This is a genomic window from Streptomyces sp. NPDC048018 (assembly GCF_043202995.1).
In the GTDB taxonomy this organism is placed as follows: Bacteria; Actinomycetota; Actinomycetes; order Streptomycetales; family Streptomycetaceae; genus Streptomyces.
Map to the genome: position 1 here is coordinate 192,282 of NZ_JBIDBK010000002.1, position 26,552 is coordinate 218,833.

19 protein-coding genes and 1 pseudogene are annotated in these 26,552 nt (G+C 71.8%); 12 read left to right on the top strand and 8 right to left on the bottom strand.

What is annotated here, in order from left to right; all coding sequences use genetic code 11:
* Positions 1-15: 15 nt before the first annotated feature.
* From coaE to rpsA, 3 genes are all read right to left on the bottom strand, one after another.
* Positions 16-621 carry a dephospho-CoA kinase gene (gene coaE / locus ACGF1Z_RS06725; RefSeq protein ID WP_393000712.1) on the bottom strand — a complete coding sequence of 202 codons (606 nt, stop codon included), beginning with the start codon at positions 619-621 and terminating at the stop codon, positions 16-18.
* Between the two features lie 31 nt (positions 622-652).
* Positions 653-1,591, bottom strand: a complete 939-nt coding sequence (locus ACGF1Z_RS06730; RefSeq protein ID WP_393000714.1) for a PAC2 family protein — start codon at positions 1,589-1,591, stop codon at positions 653-655.
* Positions 1,592-1,802: 211 nt separating this feature from the next.
* A complete protein-coding gene (gene rpsA / locus ACGF1Z_RS06735; RefSeq protein ID WP_019885395.1) occupies positions 1,803-3,305 on the bottom strand; it encodes a 30S ribosomal protein S1 in 1,503 nt (500 codons plus the stop codon).
* Between the two features lie 354 nt (positions 3,306-3,659).
* On the opposite strand from rpsA, the gene ACGF1Z_RS06740 reads away from it, so the two are divergent.
* Complete coding sequence (locus tag ACGF1Z_RS06740; RefSeq protein ID WP_393000717.1) at positions 3,660-4,493, top strand: class I SAM-dependent methyltransferase; 834 nt, start codon at positions 3,660-3,662, stop codon at positions 4,491-4,493.
* A 112-nt stretch (positions 4,494-4,605) separates the two neighbouring features.
* Positions 4,606-7,185: an ATP-dependent helicase HrpB gene (gene hrpB, locus ACGF1Z_RS06745; RefSeq protein ID WP_393000719.1), complete on the top strand. Its 2,580-nt coding sequence runs from the start codon at positions 4,606-4,608 to the stop codon at positions 7,183-7,185.
* A 21-nt stretch (positions 7,186-7,206) separates the two neighbouring features.
* Here hrpB and ACGF1Z_RS06750 read toward each other — a convergent pair whose 3' ends face one another.
* From ACGF1Z_RS06750 to ACGF1Z_RS06760, 3 genes are all read right to left on the bottom strand, one after another.
* Complete coding sequence (locus ACGF1Z_RS06750; protein ID WP_393000721.1) at positions 7,207-8,214, bottom strand: DUF3068 domain-containing protein; 1,008 nt, start codon at positions 8,212-8,214, stop codon at positions 7,207-7,209.
* Between the two features lie 11 nt (positions 8,215-8,225).
* Complete coding sequence (locus ACGF1Z_RS06755) at positions 8,226-8,366, bottom strand: SPW_0924 family protein (RefSeq protein ID WP_393000723.1); 141 nt, start codon at positions 8,364-8,366, stop codon at positions 8,226-8,228.
* 160 nt (positions 8,367-8,526) lie between these two features.
* Entirely contained in the window at positions 8,527-10,266 is a 1,740-nt protein-coding gene (locus ACGF1Z_RS06760; protein ID WP_393000725.1) for a lytic transglycosylase domain-containing protein, read from the bottom strand.
* A gap of 200 nt (positions 10,267-10,466) precedes the next feature.
* Here ACGF1Z_RS06760 and ACGF1Z_RS06765 point away from each other — a divergent pair, with 200 nt between their 5' ends.
* Positions 10,467-11,372, top strand: a complete 906-nt coding sequence (locus ACGF1Z_RS06765; RefSeq protein ID WP_393000727.1) for a DUF4184 family protein — start codon at positions 10,467-10,469, stop codon at positions 11,370-11,372.
* 133 nt (positions 11,373-11,505) lie between these two features.
* Here ACGF1Z_RS06765 and ACGF1Z_RS06770 read toward each other — a convergent pair.
* A pseudogene (locus ACGF1Z_RS06770) lies at positions 11,506-12,360 on the bottom strand (serine hydrolase); the annotation flags it as partial.
* 400 nt (positions 12,361-12,760) lie between these two features.
* On the bottom strand, positions 12,761-15,481 hold the full coding sequence (polA, locus tag ACGF1Z_RS06775; protein ID WP_393000729.1) for a DNA polymerase I: 2,721 nt from the start codon (positions 15,479-15,481) through the stop codon (positions 12,761-12,763).
* Positions 15,482-15,672: 191 nt separating this feature from the next.
* Between polA and ACGF1Z_RS06780 the strand changes: the two genes are divergently transcribed.
* The 9 genes from ACGF1Z_RS06780 (at position 15,673) to ACGF1Z_RS06820 (ending at position 26,530) form a co-directional block, all read left to right on the top strand.
* Positions 15,673-17,961, top strand: a complete 2,289-nt coding sequence (locus ACGF1Z_RS06780) for an FdhF/YdeP family oxidoreductase (protein ID WP_393000731.1) — start codon at positions 15,673-15,675, stop codon at positions 17,959-17,961.
* A gap of 88 nt (positions 17,962-18,049) precedes the next feature.
* Complete coding sequence (locus ACGF1Z_RS06785; protein ID WP_393000733.1) at positions 18,050-18,553, top strand: PaaI family thioesterase; 504 nt, start codon at positions 18,050-18,052, stop codon at positions 18,551-18,553.
* A 445-nt stretch (positions 18,554-18,998) separates the two neighbouring features.
* Positions 18,999-19,871, top strand: coding sequence for a trypsin-like serine protease (locus ACGF1Z_RS06790; protein ID WP_393000735.1), 873 nt, complete (start codon positions 18,999-19,001; stop codon positions 19,869-19,871).
* A gap of 113 nt (positions 19,872-19,984) precedes the next feature.
* A complete protein-coding gene (locus ACGF1Z_RS06795; protein ID WP_393000737.1) occupies positions 19,985-20,284 on the top strand; it encodes a hypothetical protein in 300 nt (99 codons plus the stop codon).
* 438 nt (positions 20,285-20,722) lie between these two features.
* A complete protein-coding gene (locus tag ACGF1Z_RS06800) occupies positions 20,723-21,958 on the top strand; it encodes a branched-chain amino acid ABC transporter substrate-binding protein (RefSeq protein WP_393000739.1) in 1,236 nt (411 codons plus the stop codon).
* A 114-nt stretch (positions 21,959-22,072) separates the two neighbouring features.
* A complete protein-coding gene (locus ACGF1Z_RS06805) occupies positions 22,073-23,005 on the top strand; it encodes a branched-chain amino acid ABC transporter permease (RefSeq protein WP_393000741.1) in 933 nt (310 codons plus the stop codon).
* 5 nt (positions 23,006-23,010) lie between these two features.
* Positions 23,011-24,771 carry a branched-chain amino acid ABC transporter permease gene (locus ACGF1Z_RS06810; RefSeq protein ID WP_393000743.1) on the top strand — a complete coding sequence of 587 codons (1,761 nt, stop codon included), beginning with the start codon at positions 23,011-23,013 and terminating at the stop codon, positions 24,769-24,771.
* Positions 24,772-24,776: 5 nt separating this feature from the next.
* Complete coding sequence (locus tag ACGF1Z_RS06815; RefSeq protein WP_393000745.1) at positions 24,777-25,817, top strand: ABC transporter ATP-binding protein; 1,041 nt, start codon at positions 24,777-24,779, stop codon at positions 25,815-25,817.
* Complete coding sequence (locus ACGF1Z_RS06820; protein WP_393000747.1) at positions 25,814-26,530, top strand: ABC transporter ATP-binding protein; 717 nt, start codon at positions 25,814-25,816, stop codon at positions 26,528-26,530. The genes ACGF1Z_RS06815 and ACGF1Z_RS06820 overlap by 4 nt, the downstream gene beginning before the upstream one ends.
* Positions 26,531-26,552: the final 22 nt, after the last annotated feature.

Sequence of the window (26,552 nt, forward strand, 5' to 3'; positions counted from 1 at the left end):
TCGACCGGCGCCTGACTATCGGCTTTCCCCGGCCCGCTCGCGCAGCTCCGCCCAGATCCTGAGCACCTGGGGCTCCAGGTCCTCCAGCGGGCCGTCGTTGTCGACGATCAGATCGGCGACGGCTCGGCGCTGCGCGCGGGTGGCCTGGGCCGCCATCCGGGCGCGGGCCTCGGACTCGGTCATGCCGCGCAGCCGGACGAGCCGGTCGAGCTGCGTCTCCGGGGCGGCGTCCACGACGACGACCAGGTCGTAAAGGGGTGCGAGGCCGTTCTCGGCGAGCAGGGGGACGTCGTGGACGACGACGTCCCCGGGGCCCGCGAGGCCCTCCAGCTCGGCGGAGCGGGCGCCGACCAGCGGGTGGACGATCGCATTGAGCGCCGCCAGGCGGTCGGGGTCGTTGAACACGATCGAGCCGAGCCTGGGCCGGTCGAGGGTGCCCTCTGCGGTGAGGATCCCGGGGCCGAACTCCGCGACGACGGCCGCGAGACCGGGCGTGCCCGGCTCCACGACCTCGCGGGCGATCCGGTCGGCGTCGATCAGTACGGCACCGTGCGAGACGAACAGCCGGGACACTTCACTCTTGCCGGCGCCGATTCCACCGGTCAGACCCACCTTCAGCATGAGCGGCAGCTTAGATCCCGCTCCCGGGCCGCTACGCGTCGCCCTCCCGTTCGGCCAGGAAGCGCTCGAACTCGCGGCCCAGTTCGTCCGCGGAGGGGAGGTCGACGGGCTCGGCGACCAGGCTGCCCCGGGTCTCGGCGCCGGCGACGGCGTCGTACTGGTGCTCAAGGCCCTGGACGAGCGTGGTCAGCTCCTCGTCGCCCTCGCCGATCTGGCGCTCGATCTCGGTCTGGGTGCGCCGGGCCTCGGTGCGCAGGGCGTGCGCGACCTCGGGCAGCACCAGACCGGTCGCGGCGGTGATCGCCTCGAGAGCAGTCAGCGCGGCGTCCGGGTACGGCGACCGGGCCACGTAGTGCGGCACGTGGGCGGCGACACCGAGGGTGTCGTGGCCGGCCTCGGTGAGGCGGAACTCGACGAGCGACTCGGCGCTGCCGGGTACCTGGGCCTCGTCGAAGGGGCTCCGGTGGCCGGGCATGAGGTCGGTGCGGCTGCCGTGCGGCGTGAGGCCCACGGGGCGGGTGTGCGGGACGCCCATGGGGATGCCGTGGAAGTTGACCGCGAGGCGGACCCCCAGGCGCTCGACGATCTGGCGCACGGCGGCGGCGAACCGCTCCCACTCGACGTCCGGCTCGGGTCCGGACAGCACCAGGAAGGGGGCTCCGGTGGCGTCCTGCACGATCCGCACCTCGATGGAGGGCGTCTCGTAGGAGGTCCAGCGGTCGCGGCGGAAGGTCAGCAGGGGGCGGCGGGCGCGGTAGTCCACGAGCCGGTCGTGATCGAAGCGGGCCACGACCTGGTGAGGGAGCGTGTCGAGCAGGCCGTCGACGATCTGCTCGCCGGTCTCACCTGCGTCGATGTAGCCGTCGAAGTGGTAGAGCATGACCAGCCCGGCCGACTCCTGCGCCAGGGCCATGTCCACCACGGCCAGACCCTTCTGGTCCCATTCGTACAAATCCTGGGGATCAAGCACGATTTCCGCTCCTCCTCGCGTTCTTCCAGCACAACGTCGGCCGACGCACGCCCATTCCCGCCTCCGCGGCGAAAAGACCACGGAGGGGAAAGCACCGAGGGAGGCCGTCGAGATGCCGCCGTGGAGGGCGCGGCGGACATGACTGAGGCCCGCCTCCCCGAAGGGAGGCGGGCCTCAGTGCCGGCTACTGGAGCTCAGCGGAGAGCCGGATTCAGCTCTGGCCGCCGGCCAGCTTCTCGCGGAGGGCAGCCAGGGCCTCGTCCGACGCCAGGGCGCCGGAGTTGTCGTCCGACTCCGAGGAGTACGAACCACCGGAGACGCCCGCCGGGGCACCGGCCGGAGCGGCGGCGCCACCCTCGGCAGCGGCGGCCTCGTCGGCCTCGCGGGACTTGATGACCTGAGCCTGGTGCTGCTCGAAGCGCTGCTGCGCCTCGGCGTACTGGGTCTCCCAGGCCTCGCGCTGGGTCTCGTAGCCCTCGAGCCAGTCGTTGGTCTCGGGGTCGAAGCCCTCGGGGTAGATGTAGTTGCCCTGGTCGTCGTAGGACGCGGCCATGCCGTACAGGGTCGGGTCGAACTCGACCGAGGCCGGGTCGGCACCGAAGGACTCGTTGGCCTGCTTCAGCGAGAGGCTGATGCGACGACGCTCGAGGTCGATGTCGATGACCTTGACGAAGATCTCGTCGTTGACCTGGACGACCTGCTCCGGGATCTCCACGTGGCGCTCGGCCAGCTCGGAGATGTGGACCAGACCCTCGATGCCCTCGTCCACGCGGACGAACGCACCGAACGGAACCAGCTTGGTGACCTTACCCGGAACGACCTGGCCGATCTGGTGGGTACGGGCGAACTGCTGCCACGGGTCCTCCTGGGTCGCCTTCAGCGACAGGGAGACACGCTCGCGGTCCATGTCGACGTCGAGAACCTCGACGGTGACCTCCTGGCCGACCTCGACAACCTCGGACGGGTGGTCGATGTGCTTCCAGGACAGCTCGGAGACGTGCACGAGGCCGTCGACGCCACCCAGGTCCACGAAGGCACCGAAGTTGACGATCGAGGACACGACGCCGGAGCGGACCTGACCCTTCTGGAGGGTCGTGAGGAAGGTCTGGCGAACCTCGGACTGGGTCTGCTCGAGCCAGGCGCGGCGGGACAGGACCACGTTGTTGCGGTTCTTGTCCAGCTCGATGATCTTCGCCTCGAGCTCCTTGCCCACGTAGGGCTGGAGGTCGCGGACGCGACGCATCTCGACCAGGGAGGCCGGGAGGAAGCCGCGGAGGCCGATGTCGAGGATGAGACCACCCTTGACGACCTCGATGACGGTACCGGTGACGATGCCGTCCTCTTCCTTGATCTTCTCGATGGTGCCCCAGGCGCGCTCGTACTGGGCGCGCTTCTTCGAGAGGATCAGGCGGCCTTCCTTGTCCTCCTTCTGGAGAACCAGGGCCTCGATCTCGTCGCCGACCTTGACGACCTCGTTCGGGTCGACGTCGTGCTTGATCGAGAGCTCGCGGCTCGGGATGACACCTTCGGTCTTGTAACCGATGTCGAGCAGGACCTCGTCCCGGTCGACCTTCACGATGACGCCGTCGACGATGTCGCCGTCGTTGAAGTACTTGATCGTCTCGTCGATCGCGGCGAGGAAGGCTTCCTCGTTACCGATGTCGTTGACCGCAACCTGCGGGGTGGTGGCGGTGGTCTCGGTGCTGCTCGTCATGTGGGAAAGGGCTCCGGTACGGACATGAAGTCGTAGGTACTGCTACGCCGAGAACCCGTATCGCAGCTGAAGAAGCCGGACAGCCAAAGAAGCACCTGACCCGAATACCGGGAGCGCCTCGAAAACCGAGGGGACATACAACAGATGCGAGCGCGACCTACTCCGTCTGAGGCGCGCAGGCCCGCAGCGCAACCTTTAGCATACGGGGACGGCCGGACAGGGTCAATGCGCGAAGCGCACACCCGGGGCGGATCGCCGCATACCCGGCACAACTCGTGTCCTCCCAGGCCATCCTGGGCGACCGCGGCGCATCTCCGCGCGCGGCACTGAGCGCAAACTACATCGACGGGCGAGATGAACCAAGAGTACGAACAGGAAGACGGCTCCGAGGACGATGCGGAGGCGACCCGGCGTGCTGCCGGGGACGCGGAGAGCAGCCGGGCCAGCCGGGGCTGGTGGGACAGGAACGCGGACGAGTACCAGAGCGAGCACGGAGCGTTCCTCGGGGACGACCGGTTCGTCTGGGGACCCGAGGGTCTGGACGAGGCGGACGCGGAGCTGCTGGGGCCGGCCGGCTCGCTGAAGGGACGCGACGTCCTGGAGATCGGCGCGGGCGCGGCGCAGTGCTCCCGCTGGCTGGCGGCCCAGGGCGCCCGGCCGGTCGCCCTCGACCTCTCGCACCGGCAGCTGCAGCACGCGCTGCGGATCGGCGGCGACGTGCCGCTGGTGGAGGCCGACGCGGGGGCCCTACCGTTCCGCGACGGCTCCTTCGACCTGGCCTGCTCCGCCTACGGCGCGGTGCCGTTCGTGGCCGATCCGGTCCGGGTCTTCCGAGAGGTGCGCCGGGTGCTGCGGCCGGGCGGCCGGTGGGTGTTCTCGGTGACGCACCCGATCCGCTGGGCCTTCCCGGACGAGCCGGGCCCCGAGGGACTGTCGGTGGCGTCCTCCTACTTCGACCGGACGCCGTACGTCGAGCAGGACGAGCACGGCCGGGCGGTCTACGTCGAGCACCACCGGACCGTCGGGGACCGGGTGCGGGACGTGGTGGCCGGCGGCTTCCGGCTGCTCGACCTGGTGGAGCCGGAATGGCCGGCCTGGAACAGCCAGGAGTGGGGCGGCTGGTCACCGCTGCGGGGGAACCTGATCCCGGGTACGGCGATCTTCGTCTGCGAACGGACGGACGACTGACGGACGCCCGGCAGCCCTCCCGGCCGACCACGTCCCCCTTTAGTCATATGAACAGGTGGGGGCTGTGGACAACGGGACGCACCGGGTCGGCCCGGCGTACGAGACTTGCCGTGTGATCCGACACGACGCACTCGACCGTCTCCCCGTCCGCCATGCCGTTCCCGAGCTGCTGACCGCTCTCGAGGAGCGCGGCACGGCGGTGCTGCACGCCCCGCCCGGCACCGGCAAGACCACGCTGGTCCCGCTCGCCCTCGCGGGCGTTATAGGGGACGGGCCGGAGCGCCGGGTGCTGGTGGCCGAGCCGCGCCGGATGGCGGTGCGGGCGGCGGCGCGGCGGATGGCGTGGCTGCTGGGCCAGGAGGTCGGCGGGACCGTCGGCTTCTCGGTCCGCGGTGAGCGGCGGGCCGGGCCCGCGACCCGGGTCGAGGTGGTGACCACCGGTGTCCTGCTCCAGCGGCTCCAGCGCGATCCGGAGCTCGCCGGGGTGGACGTGGTGCTCCTCGACGAGTGCCACGAGCGGCATCTGGACGCGGACACGGCACTGGCGTTCCTGGTGGACGTCCGGGCGGCACTGCGGCCGGAGCTGAAGCTCATCGCCGCGTCGGCGACGAGCGACGCGAAGGCGTGGGCCGATCTGCTGACGCTCCAGGACGGCGGCGCGGCTCCGGCGCCCGTCGTCAGGGCCGAGGGCCGGATGCACGGCTCGACGATCCACTTCGCCCCGCCGCCGTCCGGCGTGCGGCCGGCGCACGGCACCTGGGTGGATCCCGCGCTGCTGCGCCACGTCGCCGCGACGGTCCGCGAGGCTCTGGAGCGGCACGAGGGCGACCTGCTCTGTTTCCTGCCGGGGACGGGCGAGATCGCCCGGACGGCCGGGCTGCTCGCCGATCTGGACGCGGAGGTGCTCCAGTTGCACGGCCGGGCGCCGGCGGCGGTGCAGGACGCGGTGTTGCGGGGCCCGGAGCCCGGCGGGCGGCGGCGGGTGGTCCTGGCGACCTCGGTGGCGGAGTCGAGCCTGACCGTGCCGGGGGTGCGGATCGTGGTGGACTCGGGGCTCGCGCGGGAGCCGCGGATGGACCACGCGCGGGGCCTCGGATCGCTGGCGACGGTGCCGGTGTCCGTCGCGGTCGCCACGCAGCGCACGGGCCGGGCCGGGCGTGAGGGCTTCGGCACGGTGTACCGCTGCTGGTCGGCGGCGGAGGACGCGCGCCAGGCCCGGTTCCCCTCCCCCGAGATCAAGGTGGCCGATCTGACCGACTTCGCGCTGCGGGCGGCCTGCTGGGGGGATCCGACGGCGGCCGGGCTGGCGCTCCTGGACGCGCCGCCGGCCGGGGCGATGGCGGCGGCCCGCGCGGTGCTCGCGGCGGTCGGCGCCGTCGACGCGGACGGCCGGGCGACGGACCGGGGCGTGCGGATGTCGCGGCTCGGCCTGCATCCGCGGTTCGGCCGGGCGCTGCTCGACGGCGCCGCCGAGGTCGGCACCCGGCGGGCGGCCGAGGTGGTGGCGCTGCTGAGCGAGGAGCCGCCGCGGGAGTACGGGGACGATCTGGCGGCGGCCCTGCGCCAGGCGCGCCGGGGCGCCGACGGGTACGCGGGGCGCTGGAAGGCGGAGGTGCGGCGGCTGGAGCGGTCGGCCGGGGAGGGGCGCCCCGGCGACGCCACGGGGGATCCCGGGGCGGGTGGCCGGAAGGTGGGCGCGACGGCCGGGGACGACGCGGTGGCCGGTCTGGTGACGGCGCTCGCCTTCCCGGAGCGGGTGGCACGGGCCCGGGAGCAGGGCGGGTATCTGATGGTGTCGGGCACCGGGGCCCGGCTTGCCGAGGGCTCGCGGCTGGGGACGGCCGGCGGGTGGCTGGCCGTGGCGGTGGCGGACCGGACGGCGCAGAGCGCCACGGCGCGGGTGCGGCTGGCGGCGGTGGTGGACGAGCGGATCGCGCGGTGGGCGGCGGGCCATCTGCTGAGCACGGGTGAGGAGGTCCAGTGGGAGGACGGGGACGTGGTGGCGCGGTCGGTGGAGCGGCTGGGGGCGGTGGAGCTCACGGTCCGCCCGCTGCGGGAGGACGCCGATCCCGCGCTCGTCCGCGAGGCGCTGCTCGACGGGCTCGGCCGGGAGGGCACGGCGCTGCTGCGGTGGAGCCGGGACGCGCAGGCGCTGCGGCGACGACTGGGCTTCCTGCACCGGGAGTTGAGCGAGCCGTGGCCGGACGTGTCGGAGGAGGCGCTGCTCGCGCGGGCCGGGGAGTGGCTGGAGCCGGAGCTGTCCCGGGCGCGGCGGCGTGCGGATCTGGGCCGGATCGACGCCGGTGAGGGGCTGCGGCGGCTGCTGCCGTGGGCGACGGGCGAGGCGGCGCGGCTCGACGAGCTGGCGCCGGAGCGGATCGAGGTGCCGAGTGGTTCGCGGATACGGGTGGAGTACGAGGAGGAGCGACCGGTGCTCGCGGTGAAGCTCCAGGAGATGTTCGGACTCGCCGAGACGCCCCGGGTGGCGGGCGTGCCGGTCCTGGTGCACCTGCTGTCTCCCGCCGGGCGGCCGGCCGCGGTGACCTCCGACCTGGCCTCGTTCTGGCGGGACGGGTATCGCGCGGTGCGGGCGGAGCTGCGCGGGCGCTATCCCCGGCACCCGTGGCCGGAGGACCCGTCGGCGGCGGAGCCCACCCGGTACACCAGCGCCCGGCTCAGGCGGGAGGGGTGACGGGCGGCCGGAGCGCCCGGCTCAGGCGGGTGCGCTGACCGGGACCGGCCCGGCCGTCGGACCGGGGCCGGTGCCGGTCACGGGTGCGGGGCGGCGGGAGCGGGCTTCGAGCCAGAGGGAGAGGGCGAGCAGGAGGAGGGCGAGGACGGTGAAGCTCCAGGGAAGGTAGGAGACGAGCATCAGCACCATCAGGCGGTTGCTCTTGACCAGGTCGACGACGGAGGTGATGTAGTCCTCACGCATCTTCACGTGGCCCGCGAAGACGGTGACGGTGTCCTTGCCCATGAGGGCACGGGCGTTGCGGAGCTCCTCCTTGTGGATCTCCTCGCCGTTGACGGGGGCGCCGGTGACGGGGTCGACCCAGAACATGCGCTTGGTGGTGTACCAGCGGGTGAGGCCGGTCTTGGCGAGGACGTCGGGGGTGATGCCCTGGACGGGCATCGTCTTGGGCATGGGCACCTTGGTCCAGGGGACGGTCTGCTCGAAGTAGTAGACGTCCAGGCCGCGGAAGGTGCGGGTGCCCTGGTAGTGGATGGGGGCGGAGGTGCGGGTCTGGGCGTCGAAGTACTGGTAGTCCCGCTTCTCGGTGAGGAAGGGCCACTTGAACTCGATGCCCTCGCGCCGGACCGGGTCACCGTCGACCTGCTCGCCTGTGGCGTGGACGGGGTCCTGGGTGTGGGCGTCGAAGATGTAGCGCTCGGGGATCTTGGAGACCATCTTGCCGTCGGGGCCGAGGACGTAGGAGAGGGAGTCCCAGACGACGACGTCGCGGCCGGCGTCGGCCTCGATCTTCTTCGACTCCTCCACGTTGCCCTTGAGGGTCTGGACGATCGTGATCTTGTCGACCTTCTCGGACGTCAGCGTGGAGTAGTCGAGCAGGATGGCCGGCTTCGCCTCCAGGACGGTCTCCTGGTACTGGTTCGGCGGGATCTTCGCGAGGCGCGGGAAGGCGTACCAGCGCATCGTGGGGGCCATCGCGGCGAAGAAGACGGCGAAGGCGAGCAGGACGAGGCTGGCTCGGCGGCGCATGGCTCGGTCCCTCACTTCTTGGGGCCGGGATCGGCGGTCAGCAGAGGCCTGGGCGAGGTGGGTCCGTCCGGCGGCAGATCGACCAGGGAGACGAGCAGGACGAAGAGGAGGACGGGGACGAGTCCGATGACGGCGGCGACAAGGGCGCGCATGGCCGGCCTCCCGGTGCGACTCGATCTGATACATCGTCAGGACGGGGGCACCGTAGCAACGCGACAGCGAGATGAGAACACGTTGCACTCAGAACACACCGCCGCCCCCGGTCCGAGGGGAACGGGGGCGGCGGGACGTGGCGGTCGCCGAAGGGCGACGTCAGGCGGAGGGCGTGGCCGCCGGCGTGGAGGCGGACGTCGAGGGGTCCGGCGAGGTCGAGCCGGACGGGGAAGGCGTCGGGGTCGGCTCGGGTTCCGGGGTGGTGACCTTCAGCTCCACGGTCACCGTGCCACCGCCGGGAGCGGTCAGCCGCAGCGTGAAGGTGCCGGCCTGGTCGCCCGCGAAGATCTTCGGCAGGACGAGGAGACCGTCGGCATCGGTCGTCACGGTGAGAGTGCGGACCGCGGTGCCGTCGGCAGCCTTGAAGAAGGGACCGTCGGTGGCGGGCTTCGGGTCGCTCGCCGAGGTGACGAACGTCGCCGTGACGGCCACGCCGGAGGCGATCGTCCCGCCGTCGGTGGCCTTGACCCGGACCGCGTCGGCGAAGTCGCCGCCGGTGGTGGCCGCGAGGTCCTTGGCGTCGAGGCGGGTGAGGGTGTCGGCGGCGCGCTCGGTGACGTTCACGGTGAAGGACACCGCGGTCAGGCTGCGGCCCACCACGGTGGCGCTCACCTTGAAGGCACCCGTCCGCTCGCCGGCCTTGAGGGTCGGCGCGGCGGCCTTGCCGGTGCTCGCCGTGACGGCGGTGACCTCACGGGCGCCGACGGAGAAGCGGGTGTCGCCGTCCCCCTCGATCCGGAAGCGCACCTGAACGCCGGCGACCGGCTTGCCCGCCAGGTCCAGCGCCTGGACCGTGAGCCGGTCCGCGAAGGTACGGCCCGCGGTGGCGGTGAGGGTGCCGGCGGTGGCGCTCTTGATCCGTACGACCTTGGCCGCCGGGTCGGTGACGGGCGGAGGGGTCGGCGTCGGCTTGGGCTTGGCCGGGGTGGTGGGCTTCGGCGCCGGCGCCGGCTTCACGGGGGCCGTCGGCGACGGAGTCGTCCGGCCGGGGGTGACGCCCCGGTTGTCGCTGCGGTCGCCGGGCAGCACACCCGTGCCGTCGGGCACCTGGTGGGTGCCGCGCTTGTAGTACTCGAACCAGGAGAGGACGGTGTTCAGGTACTCCGTCGAGCGGTTGTAGCTGAGGATCGCCCGGTCCAGGTCGGCCTTGACCGCGAGATTGCGGTCGTTGGCGCAGAGGTAGAGACCGGCGGCCTGGGCCGCGTCGTAGATGTTGTTCGGGTCCTTCTTCCCGTCGCCGTTGGCGTCCTGGCCCCAGGTGGCCCAGGTGGACGGGATGAACTGCATCGGGCCTATCGCGCGGTCGTGCACGGCGTCGCCGTCGTAGGCGCCCTTGTCCGTGTCCGAGATGTTGGCGAAGCCCACACCGTTGAGGACCGGACCGAGGATCGGGGAGGTGGTGGTGCCGTTGGCGTCGACGGCGCCGCCACGGGCCTGCCCGGACTCCACCTTGCCTATGCCCGCGAGGAGCTGCCACGGCAGGTTGCAGCCGGGGTCGGTGGAACGTATCGACTGCTCGGCACGCTGGTAGGCGGCGAGGACGCTCGCGGGTATGCCGGCCTGCGCGGGGCCGGTGATGAGGGGCAGAGTGGTGGGAGCGCCCGGCTTGTTGGGGGTGTTCAGCGGAGGCAGGTCGGTGTAGTACGGCGTGTCGCCGGAGGCCGAGCCGTCCGGGGGCGTGGTCGTGTCACCCGCGCCGATCGGCAGGTCCCCGCTCGCGTTGTCCGCGGGCGGCGGCGTGCCCGGCGCCTGCGAGGCGGCGAGCGCGGCGACGGCCGCGGCCACCACCGCGCCGCTGGTGGCTCCCCTGCGCAGCCGACGGCCCAAGTGCGCTGCCATACGTGTGGTCCCTCCCCATGTCCCGCCTCCGCGCTCCCCGCGCGAGTACGACTGCTGACCCTATGCCAACTCGCGTCACCCCGGCACCGGGTCCTGACCGTGTTTCACGGTTTCGTCACCACTTGGCCGTCCGGCCGTTCGCCGCCCGTGCGTCCTGAATACTGGACGCACTCCGGGCACATCGGACGAGGGGGAGATTCGTGCCGTTCACGCTCAGCCATGCCGCCGCGGTCCTGCCGGGCATTCGCCGGAACGGGACGGCCCGCGGTCCGCTGGTGGCGTCTGCGCTGGTCGCCGGTTCCTTCTCCCCCGACATGACGTACTTCGCGGCGACGGCCGTGCCCGACGCGATGTTCTTCGGGAAGGTCACGCACTCCTTTCTCGGGGTCGTCACCGTCGACGTGATCATCACGGCCGCCATGGTGGGACTGTGGCTGCTGGTGCGTGAGCCGCTGGTGGCGCTGCTGCCGCGCCGGTGGCGCGGCCGGGTCTACGCGATCGTCCGCGGGCGGCCGTGGCGGGATCGCCGTCCGGCGGTGCTCGGCGCCTGGTTCGGCGTCTCGGCGGTGATCGGGGCGACGACGCACGTCGTGTGGGACGCGTTCACCCACCTCGACCGGTGGGGCACGCGGCTGATACCGGTCCTGGGCGAGGTGGTGGGCGGCCTCCCCGTCTATCTGTACGCGCAGTACGGGGGCTCGGCGCTGGCGTTGCTCCTGCTCGCCTGGTGCACGGTACGGGCGCTGCGCGCGGCGCCCGCGGACACGCCGCCGCCGGCCGCGGTCCCGGTCCTCGACCGGCGCGGACTGCGCCTCGCGGCCGCGGTGATCGGGGCGTGCGTCCTGGCCGGCGCGGCCCATCGCGTGCTGCGCTGGTACGCGTACTGGGGCAGGATCGACACGCCCCTGGACATCATCCCGACGTTCTGCTTCGGGGCGGGCGCGGGGTTGTTCCTCGGGGTGGTGCTGTACGGGGCCGGTCTGCGCGCCCGGCTGTGGTCGGCGCGGCCGGAAGGGCGCGCGGAGGAGAGGCGTGAGCCGGGCGGCCGCTCGGAGGAGCCGGGTGCGGGGCGGGCGCCGGAACGCTCCCGTCCGGGATCTCGCTGATGCGCTCGGCCGGCGTGAAGTCACGCGCCGACGGGCCGCCGCCGAGGCGCCGGTGGACGGCGAGCGCGATCCCCTCCAGCGTCCGCACGCCGTAGCGCATGGTCCCGTTGTCGTGGCTGAGCAGCGCGAGCCGGTAGTCACGGCCGCCGCCGCGGACGATGCCGAGGCTGTGGACCCGCCAGCCGTGGGTGGCGCGGGGCAGCCAGCCGTTCTTGAGGTGCACCTTCGCGCCGCGCGGGGCGCCCGCGGTCACCCCCCAGGCCTGCCCGCGGACCACCCGGCCCATGAGGTCGAGGGCGGCGGGGCGGCGGGCGACGGCGGCGAGCAGCGTGAGCTGGTCGCGGGCGGTGGTGGCGGTCAGGCCCCAGTACCGGTCGTGGCCGAGGACGGTGTCGGTGGCGCCGGCCTCGCGCAGGACACGGCGCAGCCGGGCGCGGGAGAGACCGGACCACAGCTCGGTCGCGGCCTTGTTGTCCGAACGGGTGATCATCGCTTCGAGTCGCTGTGACTCCTGCCGGGTGGGGGCGCGGCCGAGTTCCCCGGTCCGGCCGAGGACGGCCTCCATGATCAGGACCTTCGCGATGCTGGCGGAGTCGTGGGGACGCCGGTCGGAGAGGGCGCAGCGCAGCCCCCGTCCGGGGTCGTGGACCGCGAGGGAGACGGTGCTGTCGCGGCCCTTGAGTGCGGCGCGGATGTCCGCGGAGAGACGGGCGGCGAGGGTGGGGTCGCGGGGTGAGGTGCAGAGGGCGGGGGCGGGGGCGTTCGCCGTGCCCGTGGTGGCCGCCCCGGTGACGGTGGTGGGCCTGCCCGCCGCGATCGCCCTGACCCCGGCGGTACGGGATGCCGGGGAGGCCGCGGGAGCGGGGCGTGGGGACGCCGCGGGGAGGCTGGGCGGGGCCGCCGCGCCGGTGGCGCCGAGGGTGCCGAGGAGGGCGCCGGTGAGGGCCAGGGCGCGTAGCCGGGGGCGGCGGATCATGATCACGGGCATGGGGCCAGTGTCAGGACGCCTTCCCGCCCGGCGCCCCGCTACTGGTCCAACCGGCCCAAGCCGTGCGGAGTCTGACCGGCCGAAGGCCCAGCTCTGGCTCGCGGCAGGACTTGGGCACGCCCAGAGGTCTGGCTTTCCGCGGTACCGGGCCCCGGGGGAAGGGAAGCGGAGTTCCGGCAGGACCCGGGCACGCTCAGAGCCCTGGCCCCGGCAGAACCGCGGCGCAGGCCCCCGGCAGGGCCCAGGGCCCGCCCGGAGGCCCGGGCCCGGCGCACACAGCGCCCCGGCCCCCCGCAAGACCGGGCCCCGGCCGGGTGGTGGCGGAGGGCAGGGGGACGACCGGGGGCGGGGCGGGGCCGCCGGCCCGGCGGACGTTTCGCGGGGCCGGGGGCTCCGGCGGTCAGTGGGCGGCCGAGTCCCAGTTGGGGCCGACGCCTACCGAGACGTCCAGGGGGGCCCGGAGGTCGGCGGCGTTGGCCATCTGTTCACGCAGGATGGCCTCCACCTGCTCGCGCTCGCCGGGGGCGAGCTCGAGGACGATTTCGTCGTGAACCTGGAGGAGCATCCGGGACGCCAGGCCGGCCTCGGTCAGGGCGCGGTCGACGCCGAGCATGGCGACCTTGACGATGTCCGCGGCGGTGCCCTGGATCGGGGCGTTGAGGGCCATGCGCTCCGCCGCCTCCCGGCGCTGGCGGTTGTCGCTGTTGAGGTCCGGCAGGTAGCGGCGGCGGCCGAGCATGGTCTCGGTGTAGCCGGTGGCCCGGGCCTCGTCGACGACGCGGCGCAGGTAGTCGCGCACGCCGCCGAAGCGCTCGAAGTAGGTGTCCATCAGACCGCGGGCCTCGGCCGGGTCGATGTTGAGCTGCTGCGAGAGCCCGAAGGCGGAGAGGCCGTAGGCCAGGCCGTACGACATGGCCTTGATCTTGCGGCGCATCTCCGCGTCGACGGCGGACCGCTCCACGCCGAAGACCTGCGAGGCGACCGTGGTGTGCAGGTCCTCACCGGAGGTGAAGGCCTCGATCAGGCCCTCGTCCTCGGAGAGGTGGGCCATCACGCGCAGTTCGATCTGGCTGTAGTCGGCGGTCATCAGGGCCTCGAAGCCCTCGCCGACGACGAAGCCGTGCCGGATCGCGCGGCCCTCGTCCGTCCGCACCGGCACGTTCTGCAGGTTGGGGTCGGTCGAGGAGAGGCGGCCGGTGGCGGCCACGGTCTGGCTGAAGGTGGTGTGGATCCGTCCGTCCGCCGCGACCGTCTTGATCAGGCCCTCGACGGTGGAGCGCAGACGCGCCTGCTCACGGTGGCGGAGCATGATCACCGGGAGCTCGTGCTCGGTCTGGGCGGCCAGCCAGGCGAGCGCGTCGGCGTCCGTCGTGTAGCCGGTCTTGGTCTTCTTCGTCTTGGGCAGGTTGAGCTCGCCGAAGAAGACCTCCTGGAGCTGCTTGGGCGAGCCCAGGTTGAACTCGTGGCCGACGGAGGCGTGCGCCTCCTTCACCGCCTGCTGCACCGCACCGGCGAACTGCTGCTCCAGGGCCTCCAGGTGGTCCCGGTCGGCCGCGATGCCGAGGCGCTCCAGGCGGGCCAGGAGGGCCGAGGTCGGCAGTTCGACCTCGTGGAGCAGCTCCTTGGCGCCGACCTCCGCCAGCTTCTCCTCGAAGGCGGTGCCGAGGTCGAGCACGGCCCGGGCCTGGGACATCAGGGCCTCGGCCTCGGCGGTGTCGTCGGCGCCGAAGGCGAGCTGGCCGTCGGTGGCCGCCGCGGGGGCGAGCTCGCGGCCCAGGTACTCGACGGAGAGCGCGTCCAGGGCGAAGGAGCGGCGGCCGGGCTTGACCAGGTACGCGGCGAGCGCGGTGTCCATGGTCACGCCCGCGACGCTCCAGCCGTGCTCGGGGAAGACCCGCATCGCGCCCTTGGCGTTGTGCATGACCTTGGGGCGGGCCGGGTCGGCGATCCACTCGGCCCAGGCCTTCTCGTCGGCCTCGTCGAGCTGCGACGGGTCGAACCAGGCGGCGGCGCCGTCTCCCGAGGCGAGCGCGATCTCGGCGACGCTGCCGGTGCCGAGGCCCCAGCTGTCGACCGTGGCGACGCCGAGCGGCTGTCCGGCGTGCTCGGCGAGCCAGCCGGCGAGCTCGCCCGAGCCGAGGACGGTGAAGTCGAGCTCGACGCCGGGCGCCGGGGCGGGCGCGGCCTCCTCGGCTGCGCCGGGGTCGACGGCGAGGAGCCGCTCGCGCAGCGACGGGTTGCGGATCTCCAGGGTGTCGAGGACGAGCGCGACGGCCGTGCGGTCGTAGGGCTCGCGGGCCAGGTCCTGGACGGTCTTCGGCAGCTCGACGTCGCGGATCATCTCGGTGAGGCGGCGGTTGAGCTTCACCGACTCCAGGTGGTCACGGAAGTTCTGTCCGGCCTTGCCCTTGACCTCCTCGGCGCGCTCGACCAGCTCGGCGAAGGAGCCGAACTGGTTGATCCACTTCGCGGCGGTCTTCTCGCCGACGCCGGGAATGCCGGGCAGGTTGTCCGACGGGTCGCCGCGCAGGGCGGCGAAGTCCGGGTACTGCGAGGGCGAGAGTCCGTACTTCTCCTGGACCTTCTCCGGGGTGAAGCGGGTCAGCTCGGAGACGCCCTTGGTGGGGTAGAGCACCGTGGTGTGCTCGGTGACCAGCTGGAAGGAGTCGCGGTCGCCGGTGACGATGAGGACCTCGAAGCCCGCGGCCTCGGCCTGGGTGGCGAGGGTGGCGATGACGTCGTCCGCCTCGAAGCCCTCGATCGCGAAGCGCGGGGCGTGCATGGCGTCGAGCAGCTCGCCGATCAGCTCGACCTGCCCCTTGAACTCGTCCGGGGTCTTGGAGCGGTTCGCCTTGTACTCGGGGAACTCGTCGGAGCGCCAGGTCTTGCGGGACACGTCGAACGCGACGGCGAAGTGCGTGGGCGCCTCGTCGCGGAGCGTGTTCGCCAGCATCGACGCGAATCCGTAGATCGCGTTCGTCGGCTGCCCCAGCGCGGTGGTGAAGTTCTCCGCGGGGAGCGCGAAGAACGCCCGGTACGCCAGGGAGTGCCCGTCCATGAGGAGCAGGCGCGGGCGGTTCTCTTCGGTCATATCGGTCTTCTTCGCTGCTGTCTCGGCCACGGGACGATCCTGCCACGCGCCACCGACATTCCCGTCCACTCCTCTCCTCCGCCCGCCCCGGCCGTGACCGCGAGCGGCCGCCTGTTGACGGAGGGTCCGCGGGACGGTCGGCCGACGGTGCGTGGTCCGTTGTCGGTGGGGCGTGACAGGATCGGGCCGTACGAGGTCTTCACCGCTCAAGGGAGAGCGCGATGGTCAGCAAGCCGCCGGTCGGCGATCCGGTTCAGGACGCGCCGCAGGTCGCGGCGCCGCAGCACGCGGCCGCCGGGCTGCCCGCCGTCGGGCACACGCTGAGGATCGCCCAGGCCCAGATGGGCGTGCGGCGGACCGCGCGGACCCTGCTCAAGGTCAACCAGAAGGACGGCTTCGACTGTCCCGGCTGCGCCTGGCCCGAGGGCGAGAAGCGGCATGTGGCGGAGTTCTGCGAGAACGGGGCGAAGGCGGTCGCCGAGGAGGCGACGCTGCGCCGGGTGACGCCGGACTTCTTCGCCGCGCACCCGGTGGCGGACCTCGCGACCCGCAGTGGCTACTGGCTGGGCCAGCAGGGCCGGATCACGCAGCCGGTGTATCTGCCCGAGGGCGCCGACCGTTACGAGGCGGTCTCCTGGGAGCGGGCGTTCTCGATCATCGCGGAGGAGCTGACCGCGCTCTCCTCGCCCGACGAGGCGCTGTTCTACACCTCGGGCCGCACGAGCAACGAGGCGGCGTTCCTGCTCCAGCTGTTCGCCCGCGAGTTCGGCACGAACAACCTGCCGGACTGCTCCAACATGTGCCACGAGTCCTCGGGCTCCGCGCTCAACGAGACGATCGGCGTCGGCAAGGGCAGCGTCTCCCTGGAGGACCTGCACCAGGCCGACCTGATCGTGGTCGCCGGGCAGAATCCGGGGACGAACCACCCGCGGATGCTGTCGGCCCTGGAGAAGGCGAAGGCGGCCGGGGCGCGGATCATCTCGGTGAACCCGCTGCCGGAGGCGGGCCTGGAGCGGTTCAAGAACCCGCAGACGCCGCAGGGCATGCTCAGGGGCGCCGCGCTCACGGACCTGTTCCTGCAGATCCGGATCGGCGGCGACCAGGCGCTGTTCCGGCTGCTCAACAAGCTGGTGCTGGAGACGCCGGGGGCGGTCGACGAGGAGTTCGTCGGGGCGCACACCCACGGGTACGAGGAGTTCGCGGCGGCGGCGAAGGCGGCCGACTGGGACGAGACGCTCGCGGCGACCGGTCTTTCCCGGGCGGAGATCGAGCGGGCCCTGGAGATGGTGCTCGCCTCGGAGCGGACCATCGTCTGCTGGGCGATGGGCCTCACCCAGCACAAGCACGCGGTGCCGACCATTCGCGAGGTGGTCAACTTCCTGCTGCTGCGCGGCAACATCGGCCGGCCGGGCGCCGGGGTGTGCCCGGTGCGCGGGCACTCCAACGTGCAGGGCGACCGGACGATGGGCATCTTCGAGCGGCCCGCGGCGGCCTTCCTGGACGCCCTGGACAAGGAGTTCGGGATCACCTCGCCGCGCCGTCACGGCTACGACGTGGTGCGGTCGATCGAGGCGCTGCGCGACGGCGAGGCGAAGGTGTTCTTCGCCATGGGCGGCAATTTCGTGGGCGCGACCCCGGACACCGAGGTGACCGAGGCGGCGATGCGCAACGCGCGTCTGACGGTGCACGTGTCGACGAAGCTGAACCGCTCGCACGCGGTCACCGGGAGGCGCGCGCTGATCCTGCCGACGCTGGGGCGCACGGACAAGGACGTGCAGAAGAGCGGCAAGCAGTTCGTGACGGTCGAGGACTCCATGGGCCTCGTGCACGCCTCGCGCGGCAACCTGCCGCCGGCCGGCCCGCAGCTGCTGTCCGAGCCGGCGATCGTGGCGCGGATGGCGCGGGCCGTGCTCGGCGAGGGTTCGGCCACGCCGTGGGAGGACTTCGAGGCGGACTACGCGGTGATCCGCGACCGCATCGCGCGGGTGGTCCCCGGCTTCGAGGACTTCAACGCGCGGCTCGCGGGCAGTCCGGGCGGTTTCGCGCTGCCGCACGCGCCGCGGGACGAGCGCCGGTTCCCGACGGCGACGGGCAAGGCCAACTTCACGGCGGCGCCGGTCGAGTTCCCGAGGGTCCCGGAGGGGCGGCTGCTGCTGCAGACGCTGCGTTCGCACGACCAGTACAACACCACGATCTACGGTCTCGACGACCGCTACCGGGGCATCACCGGCGGGCGACGGGTGGTCCTGGTGCATCCGGAGGACGCGGCGGCGCTGGGCTTCGCGGACGGGTCGTACGCGGATCTGGTGAGCGAGTGGACCGACGGCGTCGAGCGGCGGGCGCCGGGCTTCCGGGTGGTGCACTATCCGACGGCCCGGGGCTGCGCTGCGGCGTACTACCCGGAGACGAACGTGCTCGTGCCGCTGGGGTCGACGGCCGACATCAGCAACACCCCCGCCAGCAAGTCCGTGATCGTGCGTCTGGAAGAATCCCCGAAGCCGTCCGCCTAAGCGCTTGCTCAGCACCGTGGTGGCGCGTGGGTGCGCGGTGGCGGTAGACAGTGATCGACAGCCGTACGAAGACGAACGGAGCCGGGCCATGGGTGAGCAGCAGCATGTGAAGTTCCCGCAGGAGGTCATCGACGAGTACGCCTCGCTCGGTGTGGACCTGCCGGCCCTCTTCTCGGCCGGACACCTGGGGAACCGGATGGGTGTGCAGATCCTGGAGGCGTCGGCGGACCGGGTGGTCGGCACGATGCCGGTGGAGGGGAACACCCAGCCGTACGGGCTGCTGCACGGCGGCGCCTCGGCGGTGCTCGCCGAGACCCTGGGGTCGATCGGCTCGATGCTGCACGGCGGGGTGTCCAAGATCGCCGTGGGCGTGGACCTGAACTGCACGCACCACCGGGGCGCCCGCAGCGGTCTGGTGACGGGGGTGGCCACGCCGGTGCACCGCGGCCGCTCCACGGCCACGTACGAGATCGTGATCACGGACGAGCAGGACAAGCGGGTCTGCTCGGCGCGGCTGACCTGCATGCTGCGGGAGATCGGCGCCAAGGACGCGGACAACCTGCCGGCCGCGGGCCAAGCCGAGGGCGCCTGACCCCCCGGCCTGCCGGCCGCGGGCCGGGCCGAGGGCGCCTGACCCCCGGTCCGGCGTCCCGGGATCGGCCCGGCCTGCCAGCGCGGGCGTGGCCTGACGCGGAGAACCCGCGGGTGTGCGCGGTCCCGGGCCTCCGCCGGGACGGGGATCCGGGACCGCGGGCCCCCGGCTCCGGTCGAGAGGATCGCCGCCACCTCCGGGCGCCCCTCACCTCGACTGCGCCCCGGGCCCCGTGCCCGGCTGTCCCCGCCGTCCCCGCCGTCCCCGCCGCGCCCGGCTGCCCCCGAGGGGGAGCCGCACCCACCACCGGCTTCCCCGGCCCCCGCTCCGCAGCGGACGAAGCCGCACCTCTCCCCCGGCACAACTCCCTTTTCCTTCAGGCCTCTTGTCGCCCCGGAGGCCAACCGGTTCACTAACGTTCCACTCCTACAGCGAGGGGACATCCGTGACCGCGCCACGCGCCACCATCCTGGTCGCCGCCGCCTGCGCCGCCGTGCTCGCCACCGCGACGCCGTCAGCGGCGATCAACTCGTACAACGCCGCCCCCGCACCCGAGCGCACCGAGGTGGGCGCCCTGGTCGCGACCTGGGACGACGACGCCGATCCCGGGACGCCGGACCGGGTGGACTGGGTCTGCTCCGGCACCATGATCGACGCGGACACCTTCCTGACCGCGGCGCACTGCACGACGGACTGGCCGGAGAACGTGCGTTTCTTCGTGTCGCTCGACCAGGACGTGCAGGGGGAGCTCGACCGGGCGGCCGCCGCGTATCCCGGGCGGCCGGATGCCGTGGCCCGCGCCGTGGCCGTCGAGGGCACGGCCCACAGTCACCCCGCGTATCCGGGACCCGCCTCCGACTCGCACGACATCTCCGTGATCGAACTGCCTGCCGCGAGGATCGCGGAGCGCTGGTCCTTCACGCCGGCCTCGCTGCCGAAGGCGGGTGCGCTGGACGCGCCGGTGCCCCGGGGACTGGACGACACCGGCTTTCTCGTCGCCGGATACGGCACCCAGGAGGCGCGCCGCGGACCCGGCGGGCACACGCATCCCGGGGGCGGTGTGCGGATGAAGGCGCCCGTCACGTTCCATGCGCTGAACCCGTCCTGGATCCGGCTCGGCATGACCGCTCCGCAGGGCAACGGCGGTGCCTGCTACGGGGATTCGGGCGGCCCGAACTTCGCGGCCGTCGACGGGCGGTTCACCCTCGTGGCGACCACGATCACCGGGGACACGCCCTGTTACGCGACCAACGTGGCGTACCGGCTGGATACGCCGGGTGCCCGCGACTTTCTCCGGACGTACGCCCAACTCCCGTGATATGCAAGCGGATCGGGGTGGGCGGGGTCGCTCTCCTCACGATCCTCGCCCTGGCCACCGGGTGCGAGGGGGCGCCGCGGGACCCCGGTCCGCGCGCGAGCACACCGGCCGACGTGTGCACCGATCTCGTGTCGTACTGGGTGAAAGAGGCCCTGAAAGGCAGCAAATGGGCGGGGCTCGACTGGGAGCAGAAGGGCATGTCCAACGAGCAGTACGCGATCCATGACGAGGTGCTGGTCGCGGCCCGGACGGAGGAGCGGCGCGACGGCCGGGAGGCGGCCTTCGCACTGACCGACCGGGAGACGCGGCGGCGCTGCGAGGCGGCGAAGGGGGCGACCGGCAGTTCGGAGAACTGGCGCCCGCCCAGCGAACAGAGAGTTCCTACCAGCGGATCCCAGCCATCCTCGCCGTGACACTGAGTGACATTCACGCCCTGTCGGGGCAGCCTGCCCCGGCCACCCCCTCCGTCCGCTGGCAATGGGGCATGTGTCCGATATCCGGAGACCCTTTCGACGTGCTCGTCAGGACCATGATCTACCCAAGCCCCTTAGCGGAACTGGGCGTTCTCACTATGTGAACACCGCACTGCCGACCCATATGACCCGGTTTGCCCATGGGTCGTACACCGGTTCCCCCCGTCGGCATAACAAGACAGTCACATCCTGACCTGGGCGCTCCCCCACCTTCCCCGGCTGCGCCTAGAGTCACGGCCAGTCACCGCGCCGCCGGGCGCTTCCTCTGCACGGCCCTGCTCCACCAGTACGGCCCGGCATCGAAAACGGCACCTCTAGCTACACAGCTTCACGGCACCGCCTCAGCTTGAGGGGGCCGCGCCAGGGAAAGGATTTTTCGTGCGACACCGTTCTTTGCTCATCCTGACCAGCGTGCTCACCACGGGAGCGCTCACCCTCACCGCCTGCGGTTCGCGCGACGACAAGGGCAACGGCGGCGACAACGCCGGCGGCGGCACGACCGTCGTGATCGGCGTGGACGCCCCGCTCACCGGCTCGCTCTCCGCTCTCGGCCAGGGCATCAAGAACTCCGTGGACCTGGCGGTCCAGACCGCCAACAAGAACAAGGAAGTCCCGGGCGTCACCTTCAAGATCGAGGCCCTCGACGACCAGGCCGTCCCCGCCTCCGGCCAGGCCAACGCCACCAAGCTGGTCGGCAACAAGGACGTCGTCGGTGTCGTCGGCCCGCTGAACTCCGGCGTCTCGCAGCAGATGCAGGGCGTCTTCGCGGCCGCCAACCTGGCGCAGGTCTCCCCCGCCAACACGAACCCCTCCCTGTCGCAGGGTGACAACTGGGGCAAGGGCGAGTTCAAGCGCCCCTTCAAGACCTACTTCCGTACCGCCGCCACCGACGTGGTCCAGGGCAAGTTCGCCGCCCAGTACCTCTTCAAGGACGCCGGCAAGAAGAAGGTCTTCGTCGTCGACGACAAGCAGACCTACGGCGCCGGCCTCGCGGCGATCTTCACCGACGAGTTCAAGCGCCTCGGCGGCCAGGTCGTCGGCACCGACCACGTCACCGTGAAGGAGACCGACTTCTCCTCCACCGCCGACAAGGTCAAGGGCACCGGCGCCGACTCCGTCTACTTCGGCGGCCAGTACCCCGAGGGCGGCCTGCTCTCCGACCAGATCAAGAAGACCGGCGCCAAGGTCCCGGTCATGGGTGGCGACGGCATCTACGACCCGGCCTTCATCAGCGCCTCCGGCGAGGCCAACGAGGGCGACCTCGCCACCTCGATCGGCTACCCGGTCGAGAAGCTCGACACCGCCAAGAAGTTCATCGCGGACTACAGCGCGGCCGGCTACAAGGACCCGTACGCGGCCTACGGCGGCTACTCCTACGACGCCGGCTGGGCGATCATCCAGGCCGTCAAGGCCGTCGTCGCCGCCAACGGCGGCAAGGTCCCGACCGACGCCCGCGCCAAGGTCACCGAGGCCCTGGGCAAGGTCTCCTTCGACGGTGTGACCGGCAAGGTCTCCTTCGACGAGTACGGCGACACCACCAACAAGCAGCTCACGGTCTACAAGGTCCAGGGCGGCAAGTGGGTCGACGTCAAGAGCGACACCTTCAACCAGTAAGCACACCCCCGGCCACCGGCCGGGAGCCCCGCACCACCTGAACCACAGCCGCGCGAGGGCGCAAACAGCGCCCTCGCGCGGAGTCTTATCCGACAAGCTCATCGGAGGCCTGCGGTGCACGAACTGCCGCAACAGCTGGCCAACGGCCTTGCCCTCGGTGCCCTTTATGGCCTCATAGCCATCGGGTACACCATGGTCTACGGCATCGTCCAGCTCATCAACTTCGCCCACGGCGAGATCTTCATGATCGGGGGCTTCGGCGCCCTCACCACCTACACCGCTCTGCCGAGCGGAACGTCCCTTCTGGTGGCGATCCCGCTCATGATCGTCGGTGGCGCGATCGCCTCCGTGGCCGTCGCCACCGCCGCCGAGAGGTTCGCCTACCGGCCGCTGCGCAACGCGCCCCGGCTCGCCCCCCTGATCACCGCGATCGGCCTGTCCATCGCACTGCAGCAGCTGGTGTGGCAGTTCTACCCGGACGCCAAGAAGGCCGTCAGCTTCCCCGAGTTCAAGGGCGAGGCCTTCAAGATCACCGAAAGCCTCCAGATCCAGCGCGCCGACGCCTTCGTGCTCGCCCTGGCCCCCCTGTGCATGCTCGCCCTCGGCATCTTCGTCTCGAAGAGCCGCAGCGGCCGCGCCATGCAGGCCACCGCACAGGACCCGGACACCGCCAAGCTGATGGGCATCAACACCGACCGCATCATCGTCATGGCCTTCGCCATCGGTGCCGCGTTCGCCGCCGTCGCCGCGGTCGCCTACGGCCTCGACAAGGGCCAGATCAACTTCGAGATGGGCTTCATCCTCGGCCTCAAGGCCTTCACCGCGGCCGTCCTCGGCGGCATCGGCAACATCTACGGCGCCATGGTCGGCGGCGTCGTCCTCGGCATCGCCGAGTCCCTCTCGATCGCCTACATCGAGGACATCCCCGGCATGCAGCAGCTCGGCGGCGGTGCCTGGTCCAACGTGTGGGCCTTCGTCCTCCTCATCCTCGTACTCCTCGTCAGGCCACAGGGCCTGCTGGGCGAGCGCGTCGCGGACAGGGCGTGAGCACCATGAGCGAGAAGACCCTCACCACCGAGGCCACCGAGACCGTGGCCACCACCTCCGGCGCCCCCACCGGGCTCCTCTGGACGGCCGTCGCCGGCTCCGTCGCGACCGCCGCCTCCACCTTCCTCGCCTGGACGTGGACCACCGCCTTCCCCGGCAACCTCACGATCTACGGCAACCCCGCCCCGCTCCAGCTGCTCACGCTGGTCGGAGCCGTCCTCACCGGGCTGTACGCGCTCTCCGCGCTCGGCGTGAAGGGCCTCGGCTGGCTCTCCCCGACCGGCTCCCGCAAGGCCCTGTGGATCCTGGCCCTCGGCACCTTCGCCACCACCCTGTTCACCGCGCTCTCGATCATCGTGGAGCTCGGAGCCCTGGTGGACCTGGAGCCCGGCGCCGGCATCGCCGTCCTCGCCGCCGCCGTCCCGGCCGTCGCCGCGTACAACGTGCCCGACGACACCCGCAAGGCCGCCCCGGCCAAGCAGCTGCCGTCCTGGGCCGAGGTCCTGATCATCGTCGCCGTCTTCGCCCTGGGCCTCTTCGTGGTCACCTTCGGCATCGACACCGACGACTCCGAGCCGCAGCTCTTCATCGCCTACCTGATCCTGGTCGCCTTCGCCACCACCGCGCTGGTCAAGTCGGGTCTCACCGCCCGCCTCTCCCAGATCACCGCGCGCAACCGCCAGGTGACGGTCACCGCCAGCCTGGTCATGGCGATCGCCTTCCCGTTCATCCAGCAGAGCGGCGACACCTACACGCTGATCGCGGTCAACATCCTGATCTTCGCGACCGTCGCCCTCGGCCTGAACATCGTCGTCGGCCTCGCGGGTCTGCTCGACCTCGGCTACGTCGCCTTCCTCGGCGTGGGCGCCTACACCGCGGCCCTGGTCTCCGGCGCCACCTCCTCCGCCTTCGGAGTCCAGTTCCCCTTCTGGGCCGCCGCCCTCACCGGCATGGCCGCCTCCCTGGTCTTCGGTGTCGTCATCGGCGCCCCGACCCTGCGACTGCGCGGCGACTACCTCGCCATCGTGACCCTCGGCTTCGGAGAGATCTTCCGCATCGCCATGGGCAACCTCGACGGCACCTCCGGCCCGCAGATCACCAACGGCCCCAACGGCATCCCGAACATCCCGCAGCTGGAGTTCTTCGGCTACAACTTCGGCGAGTCCCACACCGTCCTCGGTGTCGAGCTCGGTGCCTACGCCAACTACTACCTGCTCATGATCCTCATCATGGCGCTCGTCGTGGTCGTCTTCTCCCGGGCCGGCAACAGCCGCATCGGCCGCGCATGGGTCGCCATCCGCGAGGACGAGACCGCCGCCACCGCCATGGGCATCAACGGCTTCCGCGTGAAGCTCGTCGCCTTCGCCCTCGGCGCGGCCCTCGCCGGCCTCGCGGGCACCGTACAGGCCCACGTCAACACCACCGTGGTCCCCGAGAACTACGTGTTCGCCGGCCCCGTCCCGCCGAACTCCGCCTTCCTGCTCGCAGCGGTCATCCTCGGCGGCATGGGCACCATCTCCGGCCCCATCGTCGGCTCCGCCCTGCTCTTCCTGATCCCGGCCAAGCTCTCCTTCCTCCAGGACTACCAGCTGCTCGGCTTCGGCATCGCCCTGATCCTGCTGATGCGCTTCCGCCCCGAGGGCCTCATCGCCAACAAGCGGGCCAAGCTGGAATTCCACGAGAACGACGACCAGGTCGACGTACCGGAGCAACGACAGCCCGCGGAAGCGGAGTCGGGCATCGGCACGGCGAAGGCGGAGGCGTGAACGCCATGACGACCACCACCGAAACCAGCACCACGACGGCCACGGCCGCCACCGTCCTCCAGGCCAGCGGCGTCACGATGCGCTTCGGCGGCCTGACCGCCGTCCGCAACGTCGACCTCACCGTCCGCGAGGGCGAGATCGTCGGCCTCATCGGCCCCAACGGCGCCGGCAAGACCACCTTCTTCAACTGCCTGACCGGTCTGTACGTCCCGACCGAGGGCCAGGTCAGCTACAAGGGAACGGTCCTGCCGCCGAAGCCGCACCTGGTCACCCAGGCCGGCATCGCCCGCACCTTCCAGAACATCCGCCTCTTCTCCAACATGACGGTCCTGGAGAACGTCCTCGTCGGACGCCACACCCGGACCAAGGAGGGCCTGTGGTCCGCGCTGCTGCGCGGCCCCGGCTTCAAGAAGGCCGAAGCCGCCTCCCGCGCCCGGGCCATGGAACTCCTGGAGTTCGTCGGCCTGGCCGCCAAGGCCGAGCACCTCGCGCGCAACCTGCCCTACGGCGAACAGCGCAAGCTGGAGATCGCCCGCGCGCTCGCCAGCGACCCCGGCCTGCTGCTCCTCGACGAGCCGACGGCCGGCATGAACCAGGCCGAGACGCGCACCACCGAAGAGCTCGTCTTCGCGATCCGCGACCGCGGCATCGCCGTCCTGGTCATCGAGCACGACATGAAGTTCATCTTCAAGCTGTGCGACCGGGTGGCCGTCCTCGTCCAGGGCGAGAAGCTCGTCGAGGGCACCGCCGAGGTCGTCCAGGGTGACGAGCGCGTCGTGGCCGCCTACCTGGGCACCCCCTACGAGGACGCGCCGGGCGCCGAGGAGCTCGCCGAGGTGGAGGCCGCCGAGGCCCACGCCGAGGCGACCGCGGCCCACGCCGACACGGAGGCCGCACCCGAGGCCGACGCGGACGCCGAAGCCGCTGCCGAAGCCGAGCCCGAGGCTGCCGCCGACGGCGAGGGTGAGCCCGAACCCGCGGCCGAGGCAGCCGCGACCCCCGCCTCCCCGGAAGCGGACAGCACCACCGAAGGAGACTCCAAGTGACCGCACTTCTGGAGGTCGAGGACCTCAGGGTCGCCTACGGCAAGATCGAGGCCGTCAAGGGCATCTCCTTCTCCGTCGAGGCCGGCCAGGTCGTCGCCCTGATCGGCACCAACGGCGCCGGCAAGACCACGACCCTGCGGACCCTGTCGGGACTCATCAAGCCCACCTCGGGCAAGATCAGCTTCGACGGCCAGGGGCTCAACGGCATCCCGGCCCACAAGGTGGTCTCGCTCGGCCTCGCCCACTCGCCCGAGGGCCGGCACATCTTCCCCCGGCTCACCATCGCCGAGAACCTCCAGCTCGGCGCCTTCCTCCGCAAGGACAAGGACGGCATCGAGCGGGACGTCCAGAAGGCCTACGACCTCTTCCCCATCCTGGGCGAGCGTCGCAAGCAGGCCGCGGGCACCCTCTCCGGCGGAGAGCAGCAGATGCTGGCCATGGGCCGGGCACTCATGTCCCAGCCCAAGCTCCTGATGCTCGACGAGCCGTCGATGGGCCTCTCCCCGATCATGATGCAGAAGATCATGGAGACCATCTCGACCCTCAAGTCCGAAGGCATGACGATCCTGCTCATCGAGCAGAACGCACAGGCCGCGCTCTCGCTCGCGGACCACGCCTACGTGCTCGAGGTCGGCAAGATCAAGCTGTCCGGCACGGGCCAGGACCTGCTCCACGACGACGAGGTGCGCAAGACCTACCTCGGCGAGGAGTAGCCCCACCCCGCAAGCAGAAGGC

What these genes read in the sequence shown, in the direction of transcription:
- coaE (WP_393000712.1), bottom strand. Translation starts at nt 621, where the DNA reads ATGCTGAAGGTGGGTCTGACCGGTGGAATCGGCGCCGGCAAGAGTGAA.
- rpsA (WP_019885395.1), bottom strand. Translation starts at nt 3,305, where the DNA reads ATGACGAGCAGCACCGAGACCACCGCCACCACCCCGCAGGTTGCGGTC.
- ACGF1Z_RS06740 (WP_393000717.1), top strand. Translation starts at nt 3,660, where the DNA reads ATGAACCAAGAGTACGAACAGGAAGACGGCTCCGAGGACGATGCGGAG.
- ACGF1Z_RS06750 (WP_393000721.1), bottom strand. Translation starts at nt 8,214, where the DNA reads ATGCGCCGCCGAGCCAGCCTCGTCCTGCTCGCCTTCGCCGTCTTCTTC.
- ACGF1Z_RS06755 (WP_393000723.1), bottom strand. Translation starts at nt 8,366, where the DNA reads ATGCGCGCCCTTGTCGCCGCCGTCATCGGACTCGTCCCCGTCCTCCTC.
- ACGF1Z_RS06760 (WP_393000725.1), bottom strand. Translation starts at nt 10,266, where the DNA reads ATGGCAGCGCACTTGGGCCGTCGGCTGCGCAGGGGAGCCACCAGCGGC.
- ACGF1Z_RS06780 (WP_393000731.1), top strand. Translation starts at nt 15,673, where the DNA reads ATGGTCAGCAAGCCGCCGGTCGGCGATCCGGTTCAGGACGCGCCGCAG.
- ACGF1Z_RS06785 (WP_393000733.1), top strand. Translation starts at nt 18,050, where the DNA reads ATGGGTGAGCAGCAGCATGTGAAGTTCCCGCAGGAGGTCATCGACGAG.
- ACGF1Z_RS06810 (WP_393000743.1), top strand. Translation starts at nt 23,011, where the DNA reads ATGAGCGAGAAGACCCTCACCACCGAGGCCACCGAGACCGTGGCCACC.
- ACGF1Z_RS06815 (WP_393000745.1), top strand. Translation starts at nt 24,777, where the DNA reads ATGACGACCACCACCGAAACCAGCACCACGACGGCCACGGCCGCCACC.